The following is a 21,976-nucleotide window of genomic DNA, read 5'->3' on the forward strand; positions in this document are numbered from 1 at the left end:
CTGCCTGCTGCGATGCATGGTCCGCGTCATCGTGCTCAGCGGGAGAAGCCGGGAACCGGCGTGTCGATCAAGCCGCCGAGGAAGTACGAGCGCCACACCGCACCGTCGCGTTGTTCGGCGCCGCCGGGCAGGTACGGTGCGAGGTCGGTGCCGCGCGCAATGGGCTTCACCAGGTGCGGCGTGACCAGGATCACCAACTCCTTCTCGCTCATCTGGTAGTTGTTCTTGCTGAAGAAGGTGCCGATGATCGGCAGGTCGCCGAGCAATGGCACCTTGCTGGCGTTCGAGGAGGTGGTGCGGCTGACGAGGCCGCCGATGATGAAGCTCTCGCCGTCACCCAGTTCCACCGTGGTGTCGGCGCGGCGCGTGGTGATGGCGGGCACGGCGATGCCGTTCAGGTTGAGTGCGTTCGTGTAGTCCAGGTCGCTGGCTTCGGGCGCGACCTTGAGCACGATGCGTTCGTTGGAAAGCACGGTCGGTGTCAGCGTGAGGCCGATGCCGAAAGGCTTGTACTCGATGCTCGTGGTGCCCAGTCCCTGCGGCACGGGAATCGGCAACTCGCCGCCGGCCAGGAAGCTGGCGCTCTGGCCCGACAGCGCCACCAGCGTGGGCTCGGCAAGCACCCGGGCCATGCCGTTGCCTTCGAGGAAGCCGACGTTCAAGCCGATGCCGGCCTTGCTGAAGTTGAAGAGCAGGTCGAAGGCCTGCGCCAGCGGGTTGTTGTATGTGCCAGTAATCTGGCCATTGGCGGCGAAGCTTGCGGACGAGAGGGAGGACGGCGAGAAAACGCCGAAGCTGAATCCGCTCGAATTCGGGCGGGTGCTGAAGATGTTCAGCCCTGCCTGCTTGAGCACGCTGCGGTTGAATTCCACCACCTTGACTTCGACCTGCACCGTGCTGCTGCGCACGTTCACCACCGAGCGGTCGATCAGCTCCGTCTTCTCAGGGGTGCTGGCCAGCGCGGTCTCGCGCGCGGCCTGGTGCGTGATCATGTTGTCCATGGTGCCGGTGAGCGTGGACGAACGGCGCCGTACTTCGACGGGGTAGGTGGTGGCGACGGTGCTGCCCTTTTCCCAGACCATCAGCGAGGTGCGCCCCGCGGCCTTGCCGGTCACGATCAGCCGTGCCGCGGCAGAGCTCGGTGTCTTGCGGGTGATGGTGACGTTGGCCACGGCCTCGTCGCCGATCGCCATGCGGTCGATGCCCTTGTCGAGCAGCAGCTCTTTCTGCGTACCGGCATCGAGGACAAGTGCCCGCTGCACGGGCTGCTGCATTGCGGTCTGTGCATCGGCGGCGGTGGATGCCAGCGGCCAGACGGCTTGCGTCATCGCGCACAGGGCGACCAGGGACGGGCGCAGCAGCCACGATGAAACCTGGACGGGGCTGCTGCTGGTAGCGGCTCGGGTCGATTGCGCGCGAGGCGTGTGGTGCATGTGTTCTTCCTGGAAGGCGGGTATCTGCTGGCTGTTCGATCAGTAGTTCACGGTTTCGCTGCGCTCGCCGCGAATCACTTCGACCTGGAGGCCGCCGCGCGTGCCGGTACCGGTCGCGGCGCGCCGGCTCGTGGTGGCGGCGACCGCGCGCGCTTCGACGGCCGCGGGCTTGACGCTCGACCCCTTGCCGCCGGTGGACAGATCGAGAGCGGTCAGGCCGGCCTGTGCGAGATCGAGTCCTTCGAGTGGCGCGCGGCGCGCCTCGCCCGCCTTGGACGACACAGGTTGCAATGCGGTGGGAAGTTCGGCAAAGAGTTTCAGGTCCGGCTGCGACATGTCTGTGGGATTGCGCAGTGCCAGCATCAGTCGGCCGCTGGCGTCGCCGATGGTCAGCCGGTTCACCTCGTCCACCGGCACCGCCAGCACGGCGGTGCGCGCCATCTCGTTGCGCTGGGCCTGCTGGGCGGCCGCCTTGTCGGGTGCCTTGGACGGCATGCCATCGACGGATGCGCTGCCGAAGGCCAGCACGCGCTTGCGGGAGAGCAGCAGGCGTGCCTGGCTGCGGTCGACGTCCTTGCCGTCCGACTTGAGCGTGATGAACACGTCGACGAAGTCGCCGGGCTGGATCTTGTTGCCCGCGCCCATGATCTCGTCGGTCTTGATCGCGACGGCGCGCTCGCCTTCCGCGACGCGCAGCGCCAGGCCGGAGACGAGCTGGTTTTCCATCAGCGGAGTGCCTTCGGCGAGATCGATCACCGGCACGCGGCCGGCCGCCACGGACGCGTCCTGGAACGCGCCCGCCGGGTTGATCGTCAGGCGTTCCACGCGCAGTGCATCCGCGGGAATCGCCTCGCCCGCGGGCAGCGTCTTGGCTGCCACGACGACCGGGTAGACCAGCACCTCCTTGGCCTTGGTGGGGGCCGCGGAGGGACCCGTGGCCGCAGCGACGGGAGCGGGTGCCTGGCGGCTCAGCATCCAGGCATAGCCACCGAGTGCGATGGCCAGGAGCACGAGGATGGCGGCGAGGATCTTGGTGAGGTTGATCATGGGCGGCGGATGAAGATTTGGGGGCAAGCGATCATGGGATTGGAGGAATGAAGGGCCTGCTGTGACAGAGGCAGGTGACTGCTAGCCCTGTCGCCCCCAGACCATCCAGGCCGCGGTGGCCAAAGAGAGATAGGCCGCGTAAGGAACGATGCGCCTGCGCGCCGTTGCGGGCGCTGTGCCGTTGCTGGCCGCCGACGAGCGCCCCAGCAACATCAGCGACAGCCGCGGTGCCACGGGCCAGCGCTGCAGCGCGAGCCAGAGCGCGCTGTGAAGGCCTGCCAGCAGGCTGGCCACGACCCAGATCGGCAGCAATGCCTGCAGGCCCACCCAGAGTCCGAGCGCGCCTGCGAATTTCACGTCGCCAGCTCCCATGAGGCCAACGGCGTACAGGAGCAGCAAGGCGCCGAAGCCGACGGCCGCTCCCGTGAGTGCGGTGGACCATTCGATGCCGAAGGGCTGCATCCCGAGGGCGAGTGCGGCCAGCGCCACTGCGGCGCCGGCAAGCACGAGCCAGTTGGGGACGCGGCGTTGACGGAAGTCATAGACGGCGACGAACAGCAACCACAGCAAACACGCCAATTGCATCGCTTGGTCGAAGGCTCAGCTCGGGATGATCAGCTTGTTGTTGATGGTGGTGAAAACCAGTGCGAGCTTGGTGCCCAGTCCCGGAATCACTGCAACGATGGCAACGGAGATCAGTCCCGCAATGATTCCGTACTCGATAGCGGTCGCGCCTTCTTCGTCGCGCAGGAAACGGATGATGGAATTAATCATGATGAAACCTCTTCGGAAGAGCTAAGGAAAACCAGGAAAGAAAGCGACGGATGCAATTTCACGTCAGCGGGATGGCAGAGACCTTGGTGGTAATGGCTGTGAAGACAGCGGAAAGCTTGGCGCCGAGACCGTCACCACCGGCAAGAACGCCGACGATGGCAACGGAAATAAGGCCCGCAATAATTCCGTACTCAATTGCGGTCGCGCCTTCCTCGTCCTTTAAAAAACGAGTAATTTGGCTAAGCATGATTTACCCCTTTCAGGAAGTGTTAACAAAGGCTGTCGAGGTGGATGTTATACACAGTAACTCCGTGTATCAACAAGAGAAAACCACAAGACTCACGCTCAGCTGTGCTAGCCAAAAGGTGTAAGCAGGATGGCGGCCAGCTTCCCGCCAGCCGGGTCCAGGGGGAAGGACGATCGGCTGAGCAACACTTTGAAAAGTAATTTTTCCCTCTGGAAGCCACGTGCGACCTCCCATGAAGTGGGGAGGGGAACGTTACGGCGCCGGGAACGCGCGAAAGGGTTACGTTACGGGTACAAACCCGTTACGCGTTACGTAGCACGGGGCCACAAAGCACTATTTGTAACGCTGAAAAAAGGCGGAAAGCGTGAGCAAAATGTCACGGCTCAGAGGCCGTGACCGCGTCGCCAGCAGGGGTTCAGCCCAGGATTTCTTCGTGGAAGAGCTTCCACTCGCTGCCTTGGCGCAGCCAGTACTGGCGCCGCGAGCGCCCGCTCTTCTCGCCTTCGAACACTTCGCCGAAGGTAACAACCATCGTGTCGTCACCGTCCCGCCAGTGGAGGTACGACATGTCCTTGAGCTGCACGCGCTTGCCCTGCGCGTATTTCACTTCGTCGTCGACCACCGAAATGCCTTCGGTGGATTTCTTGCTGATGCGCTGGAAATCAGGCAAATAGAATTTCTTCAATTGCGCTTCATTTCCATTGGCCCGCGCATCTTTCCAGCCATTGATTGCGCTGGAAATGGATTGCGATTCTTTTTCGGCCTGCGGCTGCGAAATCCATTGCAGGCTGCGCGCGGTGACCACCGGCGTTGCGCCGATTTGCACTTTTCGCAAAAGCTGCTTCAAGTCGGGGTTGGCCATGACCACGCAGCCGTCGCTGGCCAGCGGCGCCCGTGCGAACTGCTGGGGCGGGGTACCGTGCAGCCAGATGCCGCCGCCGGTCTTGCCGCGCCGCACGTCGTACGGGTTGGGGTAATTGATGGGCAGGGCGCCCGCGCCGTAGAAGTCCTTGAGCGACTTCGGGTCGAGGCTGCTGGTGATGTAGTACACGCCCAGCGGGGTACGGGCATCGCCTTCGGTGGCCTTGTCGGTGCCCGACTTGCCGACCGAGATGTAGTAGTCGGCCGTGAGCTTCAGGCCCTTGTCGCTGTTCTCGAACAGGTACAGGCGCGAGCGCGAGGCATCGACGGCAATGGCGTAGCGGCTGCGCGTGGAGAGCGCCAGGAACTGCGACGGCACGGTGTTGGCCGGCGGCCGCTCGCGCAGGGCCTGCAGGCGGCGGCGCGATTCTTCGTGCAGTTCGGCCATGGCCGGGTTGCCACGCATCTTGGCGATGCTGGCGGTGTCGGGCAGGCTGTTCGACGGGGGCACCTGGGCTGCGAGCAGGTCGCCGTAGACGAGCTGCGCGAGCTGGAAATTCGGGTAGTCGCGCACCAGGTCGCGGGCCTTGGCGAGCGCGGGGCGGGCCTGGCCGCGGCCGAACATCTCGTAGACGGCGATCAGGCGGGCCTCGGCGTTGCTGGCTTCCTGGATGGGCGCCGCGGCGCGCGCCGGCCTGCGGGCGGCCTTGGCGGCGGCGGCCTTGGTTTCGGCCACCGCGGCCTTCCTGCCGCCCTTGGCTTCCTTCGCCTCCTTGGCGGAAGCACGTGCACCGTGCGCGGCGGAGGCGCGGCTGCTGCCACTGCTGCTCGCCGCCTTGGTCTTGGGCTTGGAAGTGCTGTTGCCGCTACTGGATTTCGCGTTGCTCTGCTTGGCCGCAGCCGATGCCTGCGCGGCACCCGGTGCCGCGAGCATCAGCGCCGACGCGGCCATCAGCGCTGCCAGCAGGTGTCCGCTGCGCGGACGGAACGGGGGATTCTGAAGCCGGCCGTGCCGGACGATGTCTGTCACTAGCCGCCGACGCTTTCCTTGCGAATGTGCCACTGGTTGCCGGAGCGCTGCATGTCCAGCGTCTTGCGGCTGGAGACGTTGAGGTTGTCGGCGCGGTAGATCTGGCGGAACTTGGCCGTGGCGTTGTCGCCGTCGACCTTGATGACCAGGTTCTCGATGTTCACGCTGATGCTGGACTTGCCGACGATGCGGGCGCGGCGGTCCTGCTCCCAGCTCTTGCGGCTCTGGCCGCCGCCGGGTGTGAAGTCGCTGCCGTAGGCGGCGAGGTAGCGGTCCATGTCCTGGCTGGCCCAGGCCGAAGCCCAGGCGCGCACGGCCGATTCGACCTCGGCATTGGAGGCCGGGCTTGCAGCCGGTGCGGGTGCTGGCGCCGGGGCAGGCGCTGCTTCCGGCGCCTTGGGCGCGGCAGCCACCGGTGCGGGCGCGGCCGCGACCTTGGCGGGCGGCGGCGCGGCGGGTGCCGGGGCCGGTGCAGCGGCCTTCACCGCCGGAGCTGGCGCCGGGGCAGGCACCGGCGCAGCCGACGCGACCAGCGTGCCCGACTTGCCGCCCGCCAGTGCAGGCGTCGGCGTGAAGAGGGTGCGGATCACCGCCAGCTTGGGCTGCACGGCCGTGTTGTTCTGGTCGAGCTGCAGTGCCTTGCTGTAGGCCTGGCTCGCGAGCCGTGCATACACGTCGCCGAGGTTTTCCTGGGCGGTGGCGTAGCTGGGGTTGGTGCGGATCGCGCTTTCGAGCGCGGCGCGCGCCTTGTCGAACTGGTTCTGGCTTGCGTAGATCACGGCCAGGTTGTTGAACGGCTCGGGCAGCTCGGGTGCGTCCTGCGTGAGCTGCGTGAAGGCGGCGATGGCCTCGGCGCGCTTGCCGGTGTCGAGCTGGATCACGCCCTTGAGGAAGCGCATCTGCGGATCGCGCGGCTTGTCCTTGAGGAAGGCGTCGGCCTTCGTCATGGCTTCGTCGAGCTTGCCGGCCTGCATGAGCTTGTCGACTTCCTCATGTTCGACGGCGGACAGCGCGGGGAGCGCCACGCCACAGGTCGCAGCGGCCAGGAAGAGGGCGCGCACGGTGGGGGAGAAGCTGAAACGGGCGCGTGGCCGGGGGCTCTTGGGCATTGCGGACAAGACCTCGTAGGGGTGGGTGATGCGGCAGGGATTGTAAGTGGGGCAGGTAACCCCCCGATACAGGCCTGACGGTCTTTCGAGGCCTTTCAGGTTTGCCCGCAACAGACGGCTCCGCAGTACAGTGCCGCCGTGGACCGTCTCCAAAGCATTGAAACTTTCGTTCGTGTTGCGCAGACCCAGAGCTTCGCGGAAGCGGCTCGGCAGCTGCGGGTGGCCAATTCGGTGGTGACAACGCGGGTCAAGCAGCTCGAGGAATTCCTGGGTGCGCCGCTGTTCCACCGCAGCACGCGCGTGGTGCGGCTCAGCGACATGGGGCAGGCCTTCCTGCGCGACTGCACCGAGCTGGTCGTGCGTGCCGACAACATCGTCGACCAGATGCGCGACGCGCGCGGCACGCCTTCGGGCACGCTGCGCGTGCATGCGCTGACCGGCATGGTGCTGGGCCGCTTTGCCTCGCTGCTGCGCGAGTTCCAGACCACCTACCCCGACATCCACCTCGAGCTGATCGTGAGCGACGCGGTGGCCGACCCGGTCAAGGCCGGCGTCGACTGCGCGCTGCAGATTTTTCCGGCGGCCTCGCAGGAACTGGTGTCGCGCCCGCTCTTCCCGGTGCGGCGAGTGCTCTGCGCCACGCCCGCCTACCTGGAGGCCCACGGCACGCCCGCCACCCCGCGCGAGCTGCATCGTCACAAGCTGGGCCTGTATTCGGGCTACCCCACGCGCGACCGCTGGACCTTTCATCACAACGGCGAGCAGACCACCATCTACCTCGCCGCCGCGCTGCTGACCAACAGCGTGCACCTGCTGCGCGAATATGCGCTGGAGCATGCCGGCATCGTCTGCCTGCCGACGCTGGTGGCGGGCGACGCCATCGCCCGCGGCGATCTGCAGGTGGTGCTGGCCGAGCACCAGCTGTCGTCTTTCTCGCTGAGCGCGGTGTATGCGGGCACCTCGCGCAATGCGCTGAAGCTGCGCCTGTTCATCGAGCACATTGCCACGCGCTTCACCCGCGTGCCGCCGTGGGACGCCACGCTGATCGAGCGCGGCCTCATTCCTGCCGAACTGATCGAGTTCAGCCGCTCCAGCGGATAGCGCACGAACAGGGGTAAACCCGGCCGATTATTCGGAGTCTCCGAATAATCCTCTCCCAATCTGGTCCCTACCGGGGGTGGCCATTGGCTCCTAGAGTTCGCTCATACAAGGAGACAAGCCATGACAGCCGCTACTTCGACCGCCTACCGGACCCGCTTCGGGTCGCTCAAGCACTTCGAGAAGGGCCACGTAGAGCCCATCGACGACGACGTGCGCCACTATGCGTTTTCCAACTGCTTCGAGATCGCGAGCATCAGCAAGCCTTACGAGAAGGTCGTGTTCGGCCAGAACCAGATCTATGTGCTGGAGACGCTGCGCGCGGAAGGCACCTCGCCCTGGTACACCTGCGCGCACGACGAGTTCGCGCTGGTGATGGACGGCGAGGTCGAAGTGCACCTCGTGCAGCTCGATGCCGCGCAGACCGTGAGCGACAAGGAAAAGAACGGTGCCGTGCTCGTCGAGGGCGAGCCCAAGGGCAAGAAGATGGGCTGGATGAAGCTCTCGCGCGGCCACCAGGGCCTGCTGCCGAAGAACACCGCCTACCAGTTCCGCACCGCCGGCGAGCCGGGCGTGATCGTCCTTCAGAGCTGCAAGGGCGACCTCTCGGTAGAGAAGTGGGCCGACATCTGCCAATCGCATTGAGAGGAACCGCACCATGAACGCACCCGCAGAACTCGCCAAGGTGATCGCGTCGCAGCCCGACGCCACGCTCGGCTACAAGGACTTTTCGCTCGGCAGCTTCAGCTTCCGCCGTGACGAATACTTCGTGCACATCGGCTGGAAGACCCGCGACGGCCGCCCCATGAGCCACACCATGGACGCCGGCAGCTACCTGCGAGCGCTGATGCGCGACGTGGCCTGGGGCTTCTTCTACGGCTGGGTCAACTTCGACGACGTGTTCGGCACCGTCAACCACTACGAGTCGGTCGACCTGTACGCCGGCAGCTTCAACGGCACGATGAAGGACGCGGGCATCGACCTGCTCGAGAACTTCCCGACCGCGCAGATCCGAGCCACCTTCGAGGCCATGCTCGACGACTGGACCAACGAGAGCTTCGACCCCTTCGCAGCGCCGCAGGAAACCGGCTCGCCCTACGGCCGCAAGAACGGCAACAACACCGCCAAGATCACGAGGGCACGCGAACTCGCCAAGCGTTGCGTGGGCCTGAAGGGCGACCTCGACCTGCGCAGCGACGAACGCGGCGCTCCGGTGAACCGCGCCTTCGCCGACGTGCCGCAGGGCCAGCCCGAGCTGCACCCCGAGCCAGGCTTCGAAAACGAGGTGCACGCCTTCAATCTCTTCGGCTTCCTGAGCCGTTCGCAGGTCACGTGGAACCCGAGCTTCACCTCGGTGGTGAAGCACAGCTACATGTGCCCGACGACCGAAGAACACATCCTGCCGATCATCCACGGCAACGACCGCGTCGAGTGGTTCTTCCAGATGACCGACGAGATCCACTGGGACTGCGGGGACAAGAACACCGGCAAGCCGATGGCCCGCGTGATCATGAAGGCGGGCGACATGGCCGCCATGCCAGCCTACTGCCGGCACCAGGGCTTCAGCCCCAAACGCTCGATGCTGCTGGTGTGGGAGAACGGATCGCCTAGCCTGGTGTACGAGATCCAGAAGGGCGAATCGCCCGAGATTCCCGTGCAGTTCTGATGCATTTCTCCCTCCCCCGCTGGGGGAGGGCAGGGGTGGGGGCTCTCCAGGCCCGCGCCCTCTTTGAAGAAGCCCCCACCCCAACCCTCCCCCAGCGGGGGAGGGAGAGGAACGACCATGCCTGCACTGTCCATCCGCCACCAGCTCTTCATCGACGGCCGCTTCGTCGACGCCGAATCCGGCGAGACGCTCGCCACGCTGAACCCGCACGACAACACGCCCATCGTCGATGTCGCGCTGGCCGGCAAGGCCGACGTCGACAAGGCCGTGGCCGCGGCAAAGCGCGCCTTCCCCAAATGGAGCCGCATGGCTGCCGCCGATCGAGGCCGCATCCTGCTGAAGCTCGCAGACCTCATCGAGGCCAACGGCGAAGAGCTCGCGCGCCTCGAATCGCTAGACACCGGCCACCCCATCCGCGATTCGCGCCGGCTCGACGTGCCACGCACGGCCGCGTGCTTCCGCTACTTCGGCGGCATGGCCGACAAGTTCCAGGGCGAGACCATTCCGGTGGAAGAGGGCTTCCTCAACTACACGCTGCGCGAGCCGGTCGGCATCGTCGGCCAGGTGGTGCCGTGGAACTTTCCGCTGATGTTCACCAGCTGGAAGATGGCGCCCGCGCTCGCGGCCGGCAACTGCATCGTGATGAAGCCGGCGGAGATCACGCCGCTGAGTTCGCTGCGCATCGCCGAGCTGATGGCCGAAGCTGGCCTGCCGCCCGGCGTGGTCAACATGCTGCCGGGGCTGGGCAGCGTGGCGGGCCAGTACATCGCCGAGCATCCTGAGATCGCGAAGATCGCTTTCACGGGCAGCACCGCCACCGGCCGACGGATCGTGCAGGCCAGCGCGGGCAACCTGAAGAAGGTGCAACTCGAACTTGGAGGCAAGGGGCCGAACATCGTCTTCGAAGATGCGAACCTGCAGGCGGCCGTCAACGGCAGCGCGTGGGCCATCTTCCACAACCAGGGGCAGGCCTGCATCGCGGGCTCGCGGCTGATGCTGCACGAGAAGATCGCCGATGCCTTCCTCGAGCAGTTCATTCCGCTGGCCAAGTCGATCCGCCTCGGCAACCCGCTCGACGAGGCGACGGAGATGGGGCCACTCACCAGCGCACAGCACCGCGAGCGCGTGCTGAGCTATGTCGATGTTGCGCAGGGTGAGGGCGGCGAACTGCTCGCTGGCGGCAAGTCGCCCGGCGGCGATCTGGCGAAGGGCTGCTACGTCGAACCGACGGTGATGCGCGCCAGGTCATACAAGGACCGCGTCGCGCAGGAAGAAGTCTTCGGCCCCTTCGTCACCGTGCTCACCTTCAAGTCCGACGAAGAGGCGATGCAGATCGCCAACGGCACCGACTACGGCCTCGGCAGCGGCCTGTGGACCCGCGACCTGCAACGCGCCCACAAGGTCGCGCGCGACCTGCACGCCGGCATGGTCTGGATCAACAGCTACAAGCGCGTGAACCCCGGCTCGCCCTTCGGCGGCGTCGGCCAGAGCGGCTACGGCCGCGAGATGGGCTTCGATGCGATGCGCGAATACACGCAGGTGAAAAGCGTGTGGGTGAACGTCGACGCGCAGATACCGCCGCACTTCGCGCGCTGACCCGGGCCCTTTGCGGCAAAACAAACAGAAGAGACGGAGACAACCATGACATTCAATCGCAGACAGTTCACGCAGGCCACGGCCGCGCTGGTGGCATCGGGCGCGGCACCTCTGGTGTTCGCTGCCGACACGCTGAAGATCGGCTACGTGTCGCCGCAGACCGGGCCGCTCGCGCCTTTCGGCGAGGCCGACAAATGGGTCATCGACCAGATGAAGACCGCCTTCAAGGATGGCATCAGCGTTGGCGGCAAGAAATACGCGGTGCAGATCGTTCTGAAGGACAGCCAGTCGAACCCCAACCGCGCGGGGGAAGTGGCGAACGACCTGATCCTGAAGGACAAGGTCGCGCTGGTGCTCACGGCCGGCACGCCCGAAACCGCCAACCCGGTGAGCGACGCGTGCGAACTCAACGAGGTGCCCTGCATCTCCAGCGTGGTGCCGTGGCAGCCCTGGTTCTTCGGCCGCAAGGGCGACCCGGCCAAGGGCTTCAACTGGACGTATCACATGTTCTGGGGGCTTGAAGACGTCATCGCCAACTTCACCAACGGCTGGAAGACGCTGGCCACCAACAAGAAGGTGGGCGGCCTGTTCCCGAACGACGGCGACGGCAACGCCTGGGGCGACAAGGAGCTGGGCTTTCCGAAGCCGCTCGCGCAGATGGGCTTCACGCTCACAGATCCCGGCCGCTTCCAGAACGGCACGCAGGATTTCAGCGCGCAGATCGCGGCCTTCAAGAGCGCGGGGTGCGAGATCGTCACCGGCGTGGTGATTCCGCCAGATGCCAAGACCTTCCTCACGCAGGCGCGGCAGCAGGGCTTCAAGCCGAAGATCATCACGCTGGGCAAGGCGCTGCTGTTCCCCGGTGCCATCGAAGCACTCGGCGATCTGGGCGACGGCCTGTCGACCGAGGTGTGGTGGAGCCCGTCGCATCCGTTCACTTCGAGCCTCACGCAGCAGAGCGCGAAGGCGCTGGCCGATGCCTACGAGGCCGGCGTGAAGAAGCAGTGGACGCAGCCCATCGGCTTCGCGCATGCGCTGTTCGAAGTGGCGGCGAATGCGCTGGGGCGCGCGAAGTCGCTGAAGGCGTCGGATGTGCGCGATGCCGTGGCGTCGACCTCGATCAACTCGGTGGTCGGCCCGGTGAAGTGGGGCGGCCAGGGGCCGTTCAAGAACGTCAGCAAGACGCCGCTGGTGCTCGGCCAGTGGGGCAAGGGCACGAAGTACAAGGTGGAGCTGACCATCGTCAACAACGAGGCGGCGACCAACATTCCTACCGGCGGCAAGCTGCGGCTGCTTTGACATGGCACTGCTGGCACTGCATGCCGTGAGCAAGTCCTACGGCGCGCTCAAGGTCACTGACGACATCACGCTGTCGGTGGCCGAGGGCGAGACGCTGGGCATCCTCGGGCCGAACGGCGCGGGGAAGACCACGCTGTTCAACCTGATCTCGGGCGATGTGCGCGCCGATGCGGGGCGCGTCGAGTACGCGGGCCGCGACGTGACCCGGCTCAAGCCGCACCAGCGCTGCCATGCGGGCATCGGGCGCAGCTACCAGGTGCCGCAACCCTTCGGCAACATGAGCGTGTTCGAGAACCTCGTGACCGCCGCCTGCTTCGGCGGGCAGCAGACCGAGCGCGAGGCATGGCAGACGGCGCACGAGGTGCTCTCGCAGACAGGCCTGATGGCGCATGCGAACAAGCCCGCGGGCGGGCTGACGCTGCTCGACCGCAAGCGGCTGGAGCTGGCGCGTGCGCTCGCGACGCGGCCGCGCCTGCTGCTGCTCGACGAGATCGCGGGCGGGTTGACGGAGCCGGAGGCGGCCGTGCTTGTTGCGGAGCTCAAGCGCATCAAGGCGCGGGGCGTGACGATGATCTGGATCGAGCATGTGGTGCATGCGCTGCTGTCGCTGGCGGACCGGTTGTTCGTCATCAACTTCGGGCAGAAGCTTGCGGAGGGGGCGCCGCGGGTGGTGATGAACGATGCGGAGGTGCAGCGGGTGTACATGGGGATGGAAGCATGAGCGCGTTCCGTATTGCTCCTTCCCCAGCTGGGGGAAGGTGGGGATGGGGGCGCGACGGCGTCACCACTCCAACGCCGCTTGCCCCCACCCCGGCCCTCTCCCAGCGGGGGAGGGAGAAAAAGCCATGAACACCCTGCTCTCTACCCACTCCCTCAAGGCCTTCTACGGCGACGCCCAAGCCCTCTTCGGCATCGACTTCTCCCTGGTACAAGGCGAACTCGTCGCCATCATCGGCGCCAACGGCGCGGGCAAGTCGACCTTCCTCAAGAGCCTCACGGGCCTGGTGCGCGCGCCGCGCGAAGCCATCCGTTTCAAGAGCCAGCCCATCGGCGGACTTCCGCCCGGCGACATCGTGCGCCGGGGCCTTGCAATGGTTCCCGAAGGCCGGCGCCTGTTCCCAAGCCTCAGCGTGGAAGAGAACCTGCTCATGGGCGCCACTGCCGCGCGCAAGGGCCCGTGGAACCTGCAGCGCCTGTATGCGCTGTTTCCCATCCTCGCCGAGAAGCGGCACCAGCCGGGCACGTCGCTCTCGGGCGGCCAGCAGCAGATGGTGGCGCTGGGCCGCGCGCTCATGAGCAACCCCGAGGTGCTGCTGTGCGACGAGCTTTCGCTGGGCCTCGCGCCCATCGTCATCCGCGAGATCTACGCTGCCATGCCCACCATCACGGGCGAAGGCATGACGGTGGTCATCGTCGAGCAGGACGTGACGATGGCGCGCCAGGTCTCTCAGCGCATCTACTGCTTCCAGGAAGGCCGCGTGTCGCTCGAAGGCGACTCGTGCGATCTCACGCGTGAGCAGATTTCGCAGGCCTATTTCGGCATCGAGGCCGCCCATGCTTGAAACCATTGTCCAGGGCGTGCTGCTCGGCGGCCTCTACACGCTGTTCGCGCTGGGCCAGTCGCTGATGTTCGGCGTGATGCGGCTCACCAACACCGCGCAGGGCGACTTCATCATCCTCGGCGCGTTCGCGGTCATCGCGGGCGTGTCGCTGACGGGCGATGCGGTGGCGCCGTGGCTGGTCGCGCTCGCGGTGCTGCCGGTGGCCTTCGGCTTCGGCTATGCGCTGCAGCGCTACGTGCTCAACGGCACGCTCGGCAAAGATCCGCTGCCTTCGCTGGTCGTTACCTTCGGCCTGTCGATCGTGATCCAGAACCTGCTGCTGGAGCTGTTCTCGGCCGACCCGCGCGCCATCGATACCGGCGGGCTCAGCACGCAGGGTATTGCGCTGGGCGGTGCAATGTCGGTCGGCGTGCTGCCGCTGGTCGTGCTGGCGATCGCACTGGTGGCGACGGGCGCGCTGCAATGGCTCTTCGCGCGCACGGCGCTGGGGCGGTCGTTCCGGGCCGTGTCGGACGACCGCGAGATCGCCGAACTGATGGGCCTGAACGCGAAGAAGGTCTACGCTTTTGCCACCGCCATTGCCTTCGTGCTCATCGCCATTGCAGGCGCCTTGCAGGGCATGCGCACGACGGTGTCTCCATCGGACGGGCCGCTGCTGCTGCTCTTCGCCTTCGAGGCCGTGATCATCGGCGGCATGGGCTCTTTCTGGGGCACGCTGGCCGGCGCGATGATCCTCGGCATCACGCAGCAGATCGGCTTCCGGCTCGACCCGGGCTGGGGCATCTGGTTCGGGCACATCGTGTTCCTGGTGGTGCTGGTGCTGCGGCCGCAGGGGCTCTTTCCAAAAACGCGCGGATGAAGCGAATGACCAACATGCCCCCCACACTCATCGCCGTGGAGCGTGCCACCGCCGCGAGCCGCGCCGCGCTGGCCACCGGCATTGCCCTCGTGCTCGTTGCGGCCAGCCTGCCGTGGTGGGGCGAGTCGAGCTGGATGCGCGAGTTCGTCGAGATTGCCTGCTACTTCATCTTCGCGATGATGTGGAACCTGCTCGCCGGCTACGGCGGCATGGTGAGCATCGGGCAGCAGGCCTTCTTCGGCTTCGGCGGCTACGTGATGCTGATGCTGGGCAACTTCGGGGGCGTCAATCCGTTCGTGGCGATACCGCTGGGGGCACTGGCGGCGGGGCTGGTTGCCATTCCAGTGTCCTTCGTCGCTTTTCGGCTGTCGGGCGGCTATTTCGCCATCGGCACCTGGGTCATCGCCGAGGTGTTCCGGCTGAGCTTCGCGAACGTGTCGGCCGTGGGCGGCGGCTCGGGCACCACGCTCACCGCGCTGCGCGGCATCGAGAAGGCCACGCGCGAAAGCACCACCTACTGGATGGCGCTGGCCTGCGTGGTCGCGGCCGTCGCGCTGGTCTACCTGTTCCTGCGCAGCAAGCGCGGCCTAGCGCTGCTGGCCATACGCGACAACGAGGTGGCGGCGGAGTCGCAGGGCATTCCGGTCGCGCGCATGAAGCTGGCGGTGTACGTGGTCGCGGCCTTCGGCGCGGGGCTCGCGGGCGCGCTGTACTTCGTGGGCAACTTGCGCATCAGCCCCGACGCGGCCTTCAGCGTCAACTGGACGGCCTTCGCCATCTTCATGGTGGTCATCGGCGGCATCGGCCGCATCGAGGGGCCGCTGGTGGGCGCGCTCATCTTCTGGGCGCTCAACAAGTTCCTGAGCGACTACGGCACCTGGTATCTGCTGGGGCTGGGGCTGCTCGCGATTCTCGTCACGCTGTTCTTCAAGCAGGGCCTGTGGGGTTACGCGCAGCAGCGCTGGGGCTGGTCGCTGTTCCCGACGCAGCGCAAGCTGCTGCTGCACGCGCCGGTCGGTGCTACGGCTTCTTCACGGGGTTGATGTAGTACTCGATCTTCGTGCGGTCCTTGTAGGGATCGTTGTCGAAGAACCTGGTCTCTTGCGAGATCCTGATCTGGTAGCCGTCGCGCACGCCCTCCAGCGAGGTCGCGCTGTCGGTGGTGACGGGCGACAGCGTGGGCCTGTGGAAGGCGGCCACCGTCTTGAAGCCGTCGGTACTGAACGCCTTGATGGCCGCGCTGCTCAAGCGGCCGGTGCTGTCTGCAGTCACGTCCACGTCGGTCATTGCGGTGTTCGGTGGCACCGAGAGCAAGGCGGCCAGCGGCGGTGGCAAGATCGTGGCGCCGCTTTTTTCCTGGATGCGATAGCTCAGGCCACCCTGCGCGTTGGGCTCGCCCTTGGCGGCGGCGGACTCTTCCATGCTGCTCACGACCCATGCGCTGATGAGCAGCAGCGGCGCCGCGATGGCGCCCACATACAGCAGAAAACGCAGGCGGTCCTTGGTGTGGAAAAACTCGATCATCGGCGTGTGCTCCCTCTGGTTGCATGTAGTGGCATCAGGTCGATGCTCCCTTGCCCCCATGCTAAATAAAGCTCTGCGCGGCGCTCATTCAGACTTGATTAATGCAGCCTCATAATGTAACTTCATGTAAACGAAGCCTAAGCAATTTCCAAGTCTTTTCATTCTTCCTGGAGTCATCTTGACGATCACCAAACGCCGCTTGCTCGAAGGCGGCGCGGCAGCCGTCGCCGCATCGCTGTTAGCGAAGGCCTCCTGGGCGCAGCAGCGCAGCACCGGCGGCGATGCCTGGCCGACCAAGCCTCTGCACATCCTGGTGGGCTTTCCCGCCGGCGCATCGCCCGATCTCGCGGCCCGCGCCATCGCGGAGCCACTGTCGAAGATCCTGCGCCAGCCGGTGACGGTCGAGAACAAGCCCGGTGCCAGCGGCAACACCGTGGCCGACCAGGTGGCGAAGGCCACCGACGACCACACCATCGGTGCGCTGATCAACGGCAACCTCACCATTGCCAAGCTGCTCAACCCGTCGCTGCCCTTCGACCCCGAAAAAGACTTTGCCCCAGTCGGCCTGATCGGCACCGCGCCGCTGGTGCTGGCGGTGTCGGGCAACGCCGAAGGCAAGACCGCGGCCGAGCAGCTGCTGTGGGTGCGCAATCTCGGCGCCGGCGGCAAGTACGGCACGCCGGGCGTGGGCACCGTGGGCCACCTGGGCATGGAACTCATCAAGAGCCGCGCCGCCATCACCGCGCAGCACAAGCCCTACACCGGCAACCCGCAGGTCATCGCGGGCCTGCTGGCCAACGAGATCCATCTGGCGCTGTTGCCGCCCGGCCTTGCCATGCAGCACATCAAGTCGGGAAAGATCAAGGCCATCGGCGTGACCTCGCCCGAGCGCAGCCCGCTGGCGAGCGAGCTGCCCACCATCCGCGACGCCGACGTGCGCGGCGCCGACCTCGAGATCTGGACCGCGCTCGCCGCGCCCGCCAGCATGAAGCCTGCCGCCGTGGCAAGGCTCAACGCCGCGCTGGTCGAAGTGATCAGCTCGCCCGAGGTGAGCCAGGCGCTGCTCAAGACCGGCTGGCAGGCGCAGCCAGGCTCGCCCGACACGCTGGCCAAGCGCATGCGCGCCGACACCACGCGCCTGGGCGGCGTGATCCTGATGAAGGGCATTCACTCCGACGCCTGAGCGCGCGCCGACGCGGCCGCGGGTGGGCGCTCAGAGCAGCTGCGACACCCGCTTTGCCGCATCCACCAGAGCCGGCAGCATGGTCTCCTGCATCACCTTCGCGCTGGTGCGGTTCGCCTGCCCGCTGATGTTGAGCGCGGCCACCATGCGCCCCTGCCGGTCGACGATGGGCGCGGCCACCGAGATCAGGCCTTCTTCCAGCTCCTGGTTCACCAGGCACCACTGCTGCTTGCGCGCCTGCGCCACCTTGGCCATGAGCGCGTCGATGTCGGTCAGCGTGTGCTTGGTCAGCATCTGGATGTCGGAGGCTTCGAGGCGCGTGCGAACTTCGTCGTCATCGAGGTCGGCCAGCAGCAGCCGCCCGAGCGACGTGCAATAGGCCGGCAGGCGGGAGCCTACGCCCAGGTTGATGTGCATGATCTTCTTCGTCGGCACGCGCAGCACGTAGACGATGTCGGTCGCATCGAGCACGGCGGCCGAGCATGACTCCTGCACCTGCTGCACCAGTGCTTCCATCACCGGCTCCGCGCGGTTCCAGATCGGCATCGACGACAGGTACGCGAATCCCAGGTCGAGGATGCGCGGCGTGAGCGTGAACAGCTTGCCGTCGGTCACCACATAGCCCAGCGTCTGCAGCGTGAGCAGGATGCGCCGCGCGCCTGCGCGCGTGAGCCCGCTGCCGGCCGCCACCTCGCTCAGCGTCTGGTGCGGCGCGTTCGCGCTGAACGAGCGGATGACCTGCAGGCCGCGCGCGAAAGACTGCACGTAGCTGTCGCCGGGCGCGGGTGCGGTGGGTTGTGTCGCGTGGGTTGCCATGGTGAGCGATCCTCTCTAGAATTCATTATACGAACAAATGTTCTTTAGACGAACAATTTGGCGGTTCGCAGAATCCAGCGGATCGCGGTTCGGTTTCTTCTTTCCTCTCACCCGGAGACAAGCTTCATGATCAACAAGATCGCGCGCTCGGTCGCCGATGCCCTGTCGGGCATCCAGGACGGCGCCACGGTTCTCATCGGCGGCTTCGGCACCGCCGGCATCCCCGGCGAACTCATCGACGGCCTCGTCGAGCAGGGCGCCAAGGACCTCACGGTCGTCAACAACAACGCGGGCAACGGCGAGACCGGCCTCGCGGCGCTGCTCAAGACGGGTCGCGTGCGCAAGATCATCTGCAGCTTCCCGCGCCAGGCCGACAGCCAGGTGTTCGACGGGCTCTACCGCAGCGGCAAGATCGAACTCGAGCTCGTACCCCAGGGCAACCTCGCCGAGCGCATCCGCGCCGCGGGCGCAGGCATCGGCGCCTTCTTTTGCCCCACCGGCTACGGCACCCAACTCGCGGGCAACCGCGAGACCCGCGAGATCGACGGCAAGCAATACGTGCTCGAGTACCCCATTCACGGCGACGTTGCGCTCATCAAGGCCGAGCGCGGCGACCGCTGGGGCAACCTGGTCTACCGCAAGGCCGCGCGCAACTTCGGCCCGGTGATGGCCATGGCCGCGAAGAAGACCATCGCCACCGTGCACGACATCGCCGAGCTCGGCACCCTCGACCCCGAGACCATCGTGACCCCGGGCATCTTCGTGCACCAGGTGGTGCGCATCGAACGTGTCGCCACGCAAGCCGGCGGCTTCAAGAAGGCAGCATGACCATGACCTATACACGTCGCACCAAGGACCAGCTCGCCGCCCGCGTGGCGCAGGACATCTTCGACGGCGCCGTCGTCAACCTCGGCATCGGCCAGCCCACGCTGGTGGCCAACCACCTGCCCAAGGGCCGCGAGGTCATCCTGCAGAGCGAGAACGGCATCCTCGGCATGGGCCCCGCGCCCGAGGCCGGCGAAGAAGACTACGACCTCATCAACGCCGGCAAGCAGCCCGTCACGCTGCTGCCGGGCGGCTCGTTCTTCCACCACTCCGACAGCTTCGCGATGATGCGCGGCGGCCACCTCGACATCTGCGTGCTCGGCGCGTTCCAGGTGTCGGCCACCGGCGATCTCGCCAACTGGCACACCGGCGAGAAAGACGCCATTCCCGCCGTCGGCGGCGCAATGGACCTGGCCATCGGCGCCAAGCAGACGTGGGTCATGATGGACCTGTTGACCAAGCAGGGCGCAAGCAAGCTGGTGAAGGAATGCACCTATCCGCTGACCGGCATCGCCTGCGTCAAGCGCGTGTACTCCGACCTCGCCACGCTCGAATGCACGCCGCAGGGCCTGAAGCTCATCGACGTGGTCGACGGCCTGAGCCGCGAAGAACTCGAAAAGCTCGTCGGCCTTCCGATCGCCGCCTGATCCCTTTCAAGCCATTACAGAGACACACCACACCATGACCAACCAAGCCTTCATCTGCGACGCCGTTCGCACTCCCTTCGGCCGCTACGGCGGTTCGCTCAGCAGCGTGCGCGCCGACGACCTGGGCGCCGTGCCGCTCAAGGCGCTGATGGAACGCAACAAGAACGTCGACTGGCAGGCCGTGGGCGACGTGCTCTACGGTTGCGCCAACCAGGCCGGCGAAGACAACCGCAACGTCGCGCGCATGTCGGCGCTGCTGGCGGGCCTGCCGCTCGAACTCGGCGGCGCGACCATCAACCGCCTGTGCGGTTCGGGCCTGGATGCCGTGGGCACCGCGGCGCGCGCCATCCGCGCCGGTGAAGCCGGCCTGATGATCGCCGGCGGCGTGGAAAGCATGAGCCGCGCGCCCTTCGTCATGCCCAAGGCCGAAAGCGCCTTCAGCCGCAACAACGCGGTGTACGACACCACCATCGGCTGGCGCTTCGTCAACAAGCTCATGAAGGCGCAGTACGGCGTCGACTCGATGCCCGAGACCGCCGAGAACGTGGCCACCGACTACAAGATCGAGCGCGAGGCGCAAGACCTGATGGCCCTGAACTCGCAGCTGCGCGCCGTGGCTTCGCAGAAGTCGGGCTTCTTCGACTCCGAAATCGTGCCCGTGACCGTGCCGCAGAAGAAGGGCGACGCCATCATCGTCAACAAGGACGAGCATCCGCGCGAAACCAGCCTCGAGTCGCTCGCCAAGCTCAAGGGCGTGGTGCGCCCAGACGGCACCGTGACCGCCGGCAATGCCAGCGGCGTGAACGACGGCGCCTGCGCGCTGCTGCTGGCCGATGAAGCCAGCGCCGCCAAGCACGGCCTCACGCCGCGCGCCCGGGTGGTCGGCATGGCCACCGCCGGCGTCGCGCCGCGCGTGATGGGCATCGGCCCCGCGCCCGCCACGCAGAAGGTGCTGGCGCTCACCGGCCTCACGCTCGACCAGATCGACGTCATCGAACTGAACGAAGCCTTCGCAGCCCAGGGCCTCGCCGTGCTGCGCCTGCTGGGCCTGAAGGACGACGACGCACGCGTCAACATCAACGGCGGCGCCATCGCGCTGGGCCACCCGCTGGGCGCCAGCGGTGCCCGCCTGGCCACCACGGCAGTGAACCAGCTGCACAAGGGCGGCGGCCGCTATGCGCTGTGCACCATGTGCATCGGCGTGGGGCAGGGCATCGCGGTGATTCTCGAACGCGTCTGACGCCGCACTGCGAACGAACACACAACAACAAGAAGAGAACCAACAAGCCATCGGAAGCCGCACGCATAGCGGCCCGATGGCTTTTTTTCAATCAATGAGGATCTAGAAAAGAGGATCAGAGGATGAAGAACACAACGAAGCCGACGCGCCGCAATGTCGGCCTGGCCGCACTGGCGCTCGCCGCCGCCGCGCTGGTGCCCGCCACCGCATCGGCGCAGCAGCAACAACAGGCCTTTCCCACCAAGCCCGTGCGCATCATCACGCCGTTCCCGGTGGGTGGCGGCCCCGACGGCGTGGCGCGCCTGGTGGCCGACAAGCTTTCGCGTGCGTGGGGCCAGCCGGTGGTGGTCGAGAACCGCCCCGGTGGCAATGGCTTCATCGCCATCGATGCCTTCAAGCGCGGCGCCAGGGACGGCCACGACATCATCGTGCTCGACAACGTGCACCTGGCCGCGTACCCCGCGCTGTTCAAGAAGCTGCCCTACGACACAAGCAAGGACTTCGACGCGCTGCTGCCGCTGTTCAAGACCTACTTCTTCTTCACCGTGGCCACCAACAGCAAGTACAAGACCATCGGCGACTTGATCGCCGATGCCAAGGCCAACCCCGGCAAGCTCGACTACGGCTCGTGGTCGGTGGGCAACCCGGTGCACCTGGGCTCGGAGCTGTTCGAGTCGGCCACCGGCACGCAGATGGAGCACATCGTCTACAAGGAAACCACGCAGCTCTACACCTCGGTGGCCACGGGCGAACTGGCCTTTGCGCTGGGCAGCAGCGCCACCGCCGGCCCGCTGCAGCGCGCGAACAAGCTGCGCTTCCTGGCCGCAGCCGCGCCGCAGCGCGTGGCCGCATTCCCGGACGTGCCGACGGTTTCCGAATCGGGCGGTCCCAAGGGCTTTGAGGTCATCGGCTGGAACGCCATTGCCGTGCCGAAGGGCCTGCCGGCATCGGTCACCGAGAAGATCAAGCGCGACATCGAGAAGGGCCTGGCGGAGCCCGACGTGCTGGAGAAGTTCAAGAGCTTCGGCTACGAGCCGTTCCCGACGACTCGCCCGCAGTTCGATGAGTTCGTGGCGAGCGAGACGAAGCGGTTCACCGAGGTGATCCGCAAGGCGAACGTTTCGCTGGATTGAGCGCCCGCGCGTCCGTCGGGCGCCGGC

The 21,976-nt window shown here is 66.3% G+C and carries 23 protein-coding genes; 14 read left to right on the forward strand and 9 right to left on the reverse strand.

Going from position 1 to position 21,976, the window contains the following annotated elements:
• Window positions 1–35 precede the first annotated feature (35 nt).
• From ACWV14_RS05700 to ACWV14_RS05730, 7 genes are all read right to left on the reverse strand, one after another.
• Window positions 36–1,433 carry a type II and III secretion system protein family protein gene (locus ACWV14_RS05700; protein ID WP_454907760.1) on the reverse strand — a complete coding sequence of 466 codons (1,398 nt, stop codon included), beginning with the start codon at window positions 1,431–1,433 and terminating at the stop codon, window positions 36–38.
• A 39-nt stretch (window positions 1,434–1,472) separates the two neighbouring features.
• Entirely contained in the window at window positions 1,473–2,480 is a 1,008-nt protein-coding gene (gene cpaB, locus ACWV14_RS05705) for a Flp pilus assembly protein CpaB (protein ID WP_454907759.1), read from the reverse strand.
• An 81-nt stretch (window positions 2,481–2,561) separates the two neighbouring features.
• The gene (locus ACWV14_RS05710) at window positions 2,562–3,065 is read right to left on the reverse strand and encodes an A24 family peptidase (RefSeq protein ID WP_454907758.1); all 504 of its coding nucleotides are present in this window, start codon (window positions 3,063–3,065) and stop codon (window positions 2,562–2,564) included.
• A 15-nt stretch (window positions 3,066–3,080) separates the two neighbouring features.
• Complete coding sequence (locus ACWV14_RS05715; RefSeq protein WP_454907757.1) at window positions 3,081–3,254, reverse strand: Flp family type IVb pilin; 174 nt, start codon at window positions 3,252–3,254, stop codon at window positions 3,081–3,083.
• A gap of 58 nt (window positions 3,255–3,312) precedes the next feature.
• The gene (locus ACWV14_RS05720) at window positions 3,313–3,501 is read right to left on the reverse strand and encodes a Flp family type IVb pilin (protein WP_454907756.1); all 189 of its coding nucleotides are present in this window, start codon (window positions 3,499–3,501) and stop codon (window positions 3,313–3,315) included.
• Window positions 3,502–3,916: 415 nt separating this feature from the next.
• Window positions 3,917–5,392, reverse strand: coding sequence for a L,D-transpeptidase family protein (locus tag ACWV14_RS05725; protein WP_454907755.1), 1,476 nt, complete (start codon window positions 5,390–5,392; stop codon window positions 3,917–3,919).
• Entirely contained in the window at window positions 5,392–6,501 is a 1,110-nt protein-coding gene (locus ACWV14_RS05730) for a nuclear transport factor 2 family protein (protein WP_422085025.1), read from the reverse strand. The genes ACWV14_RS05725 and ACWV14_RS05730 overlap by 1 nt, the downstream gene beginning before the upstream one ends.
• A gap of 138 nt (window positions 6,502–6,639) precedes the next feature.
• Here ACWV14_RS05730 and ACWV14_RS05735 point away from each other — a divergent pair, with 138 nt between their 5' ends.
• From ACWV14_RS05735 to ACWV14_RS05775, 9 genes are all read left to right on the forward strand, one after another.
• Window positions 6,640–7,602: a LysR family transcriptional regulator gene (locus ACWV14_RS05735; RefSeq protein ID WP_081269988.1), complete on the forward strand. Its 963-nt coding sequence runs from the start codon at window positions 6,640–6,642 to the stop codon at window positions 7,600–7,602.
• Between the two features lie 120 nt (window positions 7,603–7,722).
• Window positions 7,723–8,244 carry a hydroxyquinol 1,2-dioxygenase gene (locus ACWV14_RS05740; RefSeq protein WP_454907754.1) on the forward strand — a complete coding sequence of 174 codons (522 nt, stop codon included), beginning with the start codon at window positions 7,723–7,725 and terminating at the stop codon, window positions 8,242–8,244.
• A 13-nt stretch (window positions 8,245–8,257) separates the two neighbouring features.
• Window positions 8,258–9,265, forward strand: coding sequence for a hydroxyquinol 1,2-dioxygenase (locus ACWV14_RS05745; protein WP_301507997.1), 1,008 nt, complete (start codon window positions 8,258–8,260; stop codon window positions 9,263–9,265).
• Window positions 9,266–9,397: 132 nt separating this feature from the next.
• Window positions 9,398–10,861 (forward strand): aldehyde dehydrogenase family protein, encoded by a 1,464-nt coding sequence (locus ACWV14_RS05750; protein WP_454907854.1) that lies wholly within the window; start codon window positions 9,398–9,400, stop codon window positions 10,859–10,861.
• A gap of 45 nt (window positions 10,862–10,906) precedes the next feature.
• Window positions 10,907–12,160 carry an ABC transporter substrate-binding protein gene (locus ACWV14_RS05755; protein WP_454907753.1) on the forward strand — a complete coding sequence of 418 codons (1,254 nt, stop codon included), beginning with the start codon at window positions 10,907–10,909 and terminating at the stop codon, window positions 12,158–12,160.
• A gap of 1 nt (window position 12,161) precedes the next feature.
• Window positions 12,162–12,881 (forward strand): ABC transporter ATP-binding protein, encoded by a 720-nt coding sequence (locus ACWV14_RS05760; RefSeq protein WP_454907752.1) that lies wholly within the window; start codon window positions 12,162–12,164, stop codon window positions 12,879–12,881.
• A 124-nt stretch (window positions 12,882–13,005) separates the two neighbouring features.
• The gene (locus ACWV14_RS05765; protein WP_454907751.1) at window positions 13,006–13,722 is read left to right on the forward strand and encodes an ABC transporter ATP-binding protein; all 717 of its coding nucleotides are present in this window, start codon (window positions 13,006–13,008) and stop codon (window positions 13,720–13,722) included.
• Window positions 13,715–14,581, forward strand: a complete 867-nt coding sequence (locus ACWV14_RS05770) for a branched-chain amino acid ABC transporter permease (protein ID WP_454907750.1) — start codon at window positions 13,715–13,717, stop codon at window positions 14,579–14,581. The genes ACWV14_RS05765 and ACWV14_RS05770 overlap by 8 nt, the downstream gene beginning before the upstream one ends.
• Before the next feature lie 14 nt (window positions 14,582–14,595).
• Complete coding sequence (locus tag ACWV14_RS05775) at window positions 14,596–15,624, forward strand: branched-chain amino acid ABC transporter permease (protein WP_454907749.1); 1,029 nt, start codon at window positions 14,596–14,598, stop codon at window positions 15,622–15,624.
• Here ACWV14_RS05775 and ACWV14_RS05780 read toward each other — a convergent pair.
• Complete coding sequence (locus tag ACWV14_RS05780) at window positions 15,602–16,105, reverse strand: hypothetical protein (protein WP_454907748.1); 504 nt, start codon at window positions 16,103–16,105, stop codon at window positions 15,602–15,604. The two genes, ACWV14_RS05775 and ACWV14_RS05780, sit on opposite strands and share 23 nt — an antisense overlap.
• 178 nt (window positions 16,106–16,283) lie before the next feature.
• On the opposite strand from ACWV14_RS05780, the gene ACWV14_RS05785 reads away from it, so the two are divergent.
• Window positions 16,284–17,288: a Bug family tripartite tricarboxylate transporter substrate binding protein gene (locus tag ACWV14_RS05785; RefSeq protein WP_454907747.1), complete on the forward strand. Its 1,005-nt coding sequence runs from the start codon at window positions 16,284–16,286 to the stop codon at window positions 17,286–17,288.
• Window positions 17,289–17,318: 30 nt separating this feature from the next.
• Here ACWV14_RS05785 and ACWV14_RS05790 read toward each other — a convergent pair whose 3' ends face one another.
• Complete coding sequence (locus ACWV14_RS05790; protein ID WP_454907746.1) at window positions 17,319–18,104, reverse strand: IclR family transcriptional regulator domain-containing protein; 786 nt, start codon at window positions 18,102–18,104, stop codon at window positions 17,319–17,321.
• Between the two features lie 126 nt (window positions 18,105–18,230).
• Here ACWV14_RS05790 and ACWV14_RS05795 point away from each other — a divergent pair, with 126 nt between their 5' ends.
• From ACWV14_RS05795 to ACWV14_RS05810, 4 genes are all read left to right on the forward strand, one after another.
• Window positions 18,231–18,932, forward strand: a complete 702-nt coding sequence (locus ACWV14_RS05795) for a 3-oxoacid CoA-transferase subunit A (RefSeq protein ID WP_081269977.1) — start codon at window positions 18,231–18,233, stop codon at window positions 18,930–18,932.
• Window positions 18,929–19,576, forward strand: a complete 648-nt coding sequence (locus tag ACWV14_RS05800) for a 3-oxoacid CoA-transferase subunit B (RefSeq protein ID WP_454907745.1) — start codon at window positions 18,929–18,931, stop codon at window positions 19,574–19,576. The genes ACWV14_RS05795 and ACWV14_RS05800 overlap by 4 nt, the downstream gene beginning before the upstream one ends.
• A 34-nt stretch (window positions 19,577–19,610) precedes the next feature.
• Window positions 19,611–20,816: a 3-oxoadipyl-CoA thiolase gene (gene pcaF, locus ACWV14_RS05805; RefSeq protein ID WP_454907744.1), complete on the forward strand. Its 1,206-nt coding sequence runs from the start codon at window positions 19,611–19,613 to the stop codon at window positions 20,814–20,816.
• Window positions 20,817–20,938: 122 nt separating this feature from the next.
• Window positions 20,939–21,949, forward strand: coding sequence for a Bug family tripartite tricarboxylate transporter substrate binding protein (locus ACWV14_RS05810; RefSeq protein ID WP_454907743.1), 1,011 nt, complete (start codon window positions 20,939–20,941; stop codon window positions 21,947–21,949).
• Window positions 21,950–21,976 lie beyond the last annotated feature (27 nt).

Source organism: Variovorax durovernensis, from assembly GCF_977011995.1.

What these genes read in the sequence shown, in the direction of transcription:
- ACWV14_RS05755 (WP_454907753.1), top strand. Translation starts at nt 10,907, where the DNA reads ATGACATTCAATCGCAGACAGTTCACGCAGGCCACGGCCGCGCTGGTG.
- ACWV14_RS05700 (WP_454907760.1), bottom strand. Translation starts at nt 1,433, where the DNA reads ATGCACCACACGCCTCGCGCGCAATCGACCCGAGCCGCTACCAGCAGC.
- ACWV14_RS05715 (WP_454907757.1), bottom strand. Translation starts at nt 3,254, where the DNA reads ATGATTAATTCCATCATCCGTTTCCTGCGCGACGAAGAAGGCGCGACC.
- ACWV14_RS05775 (WP_454907749.1), top strand. Translation starts at nt 14,596, where the DNA reads ATGCCCCCCACACTCATCGCCGTGGAGCGTGCCACCGCCGCGAGCCGC.
- ACWV14_RS05770 (WP_454907750.1), top strand. Translation starts at nt 13,715, where the DNA reads ATGCTTGAAACCATTGTCCAGGGCGTGCTGCTCGGCGGCCTCTACACG.
- ACWV14_RS05720 (WP_454907756.1), bottom strand. Translation starts at nt 3,501, where the DNA reads ATGCTTAGCCAAATTACTCGTTTTTTAAAGGACGAGGAAGGCGCGACC.
- ACWV14_RS05810 (WP_454907743.1), top strand. Translation starts at nt 20,939, where the DNA reads ATGAAGAACACAACGAAGCCGACGCGCCGCAATGTCGGCCTGGCCGCA.
- ACWV14_RS05790 (WP_454907746.1), bottom strand. Translation starts at nt 18,104, where the DNA reads ATGGCAACCCACGCGACACAACCCACCGCACCCGCGCCCGGCGACAGC.
- ACWV14_RS05795 (WP_081269977.1), top strand. Translation starts at nt 18,231, where the DNA reads ATGATCAACAAGATCGCGCGCTCGGTCGCCGATGCCCTGTCGGGCATC.
- cpaB (WP_454907759.1), bottom strand. Translation starts at nt 2,480, where the DNA reads ATGATCAACCTCACCAAGATCCTCGCCGCCATCCTCGTGCTCCTGGCC.
- ACWV14_RS05710 (WP_454907758.1), bottom strand. Translation starts at nt 3,065, where the DNA reads ATGCAATTGGCGTGTTTGCTGTGGTTGCTGTTCGTCGCCGTCTATGAC.
- ACWV14_RS05740 (WP_454907754.1), top strand. Translation starts at nt 7,723, where the DNA reads ATGACAGCCGCTACTTCGACCGCCTACCGGACCCGCTTCGGGTCGCTC.
- ACWV14_RS05760 (WP_454907752.1), top strand. Translation starts at nt 12,162, where the DNA reads ATGGCACTGCTGGCACTGCATGCCGTGAGCAAGTCCTACGGCGCGCTC.
- ACWV14_RS05730 (WP_422085025.1), bottom strand. Translation starts at nt 6,501, where the DNA reads ATGCCCAAGAGCCCCCGGCCACGCGCCCGTTTCAGCTTCTCCCCCACC.
- ACWV14_RS05800 (WP_454907745.1), top strand. Translation starts at nt 18,929, where the DNA reads ATGACCATGACCTATACACGTCGCACCAAGGACCAGCTCGCCGCCCGC.
- ACWV14_RS05765 (WP_454907751.1), top strand. Translation starts at nt 13,006, where the DNA reads ATGAACACCCTGCTCTCTACCCACTCCCTCAAGGCCTTCTACGGCGAC.
- pcaF (WP_454907744.1), top strand. Translation starts at nt 19,611, where the DNA reads ATGACCAACCAAGCCTTCATCTGCGACGCCGTTCGCACTCCCTTCGGC.
- ACWV14_RS05780 (WP_454907748.1), bottom strand. Translation starts at nt 16,105, where the DNA reads ATGATCGAGTTTTTCCACACCAAGGACCGCCTGCGTTTTCTGCTGTAT.
- ACWV14_RS05745 (WP_301507997.1), top strand. Translation starts at nt 8,258, where the DNA reads ATGAACGCACCCGCAGAACTCGCCAAGGTGATCGCGTCGCAGCCCGAC.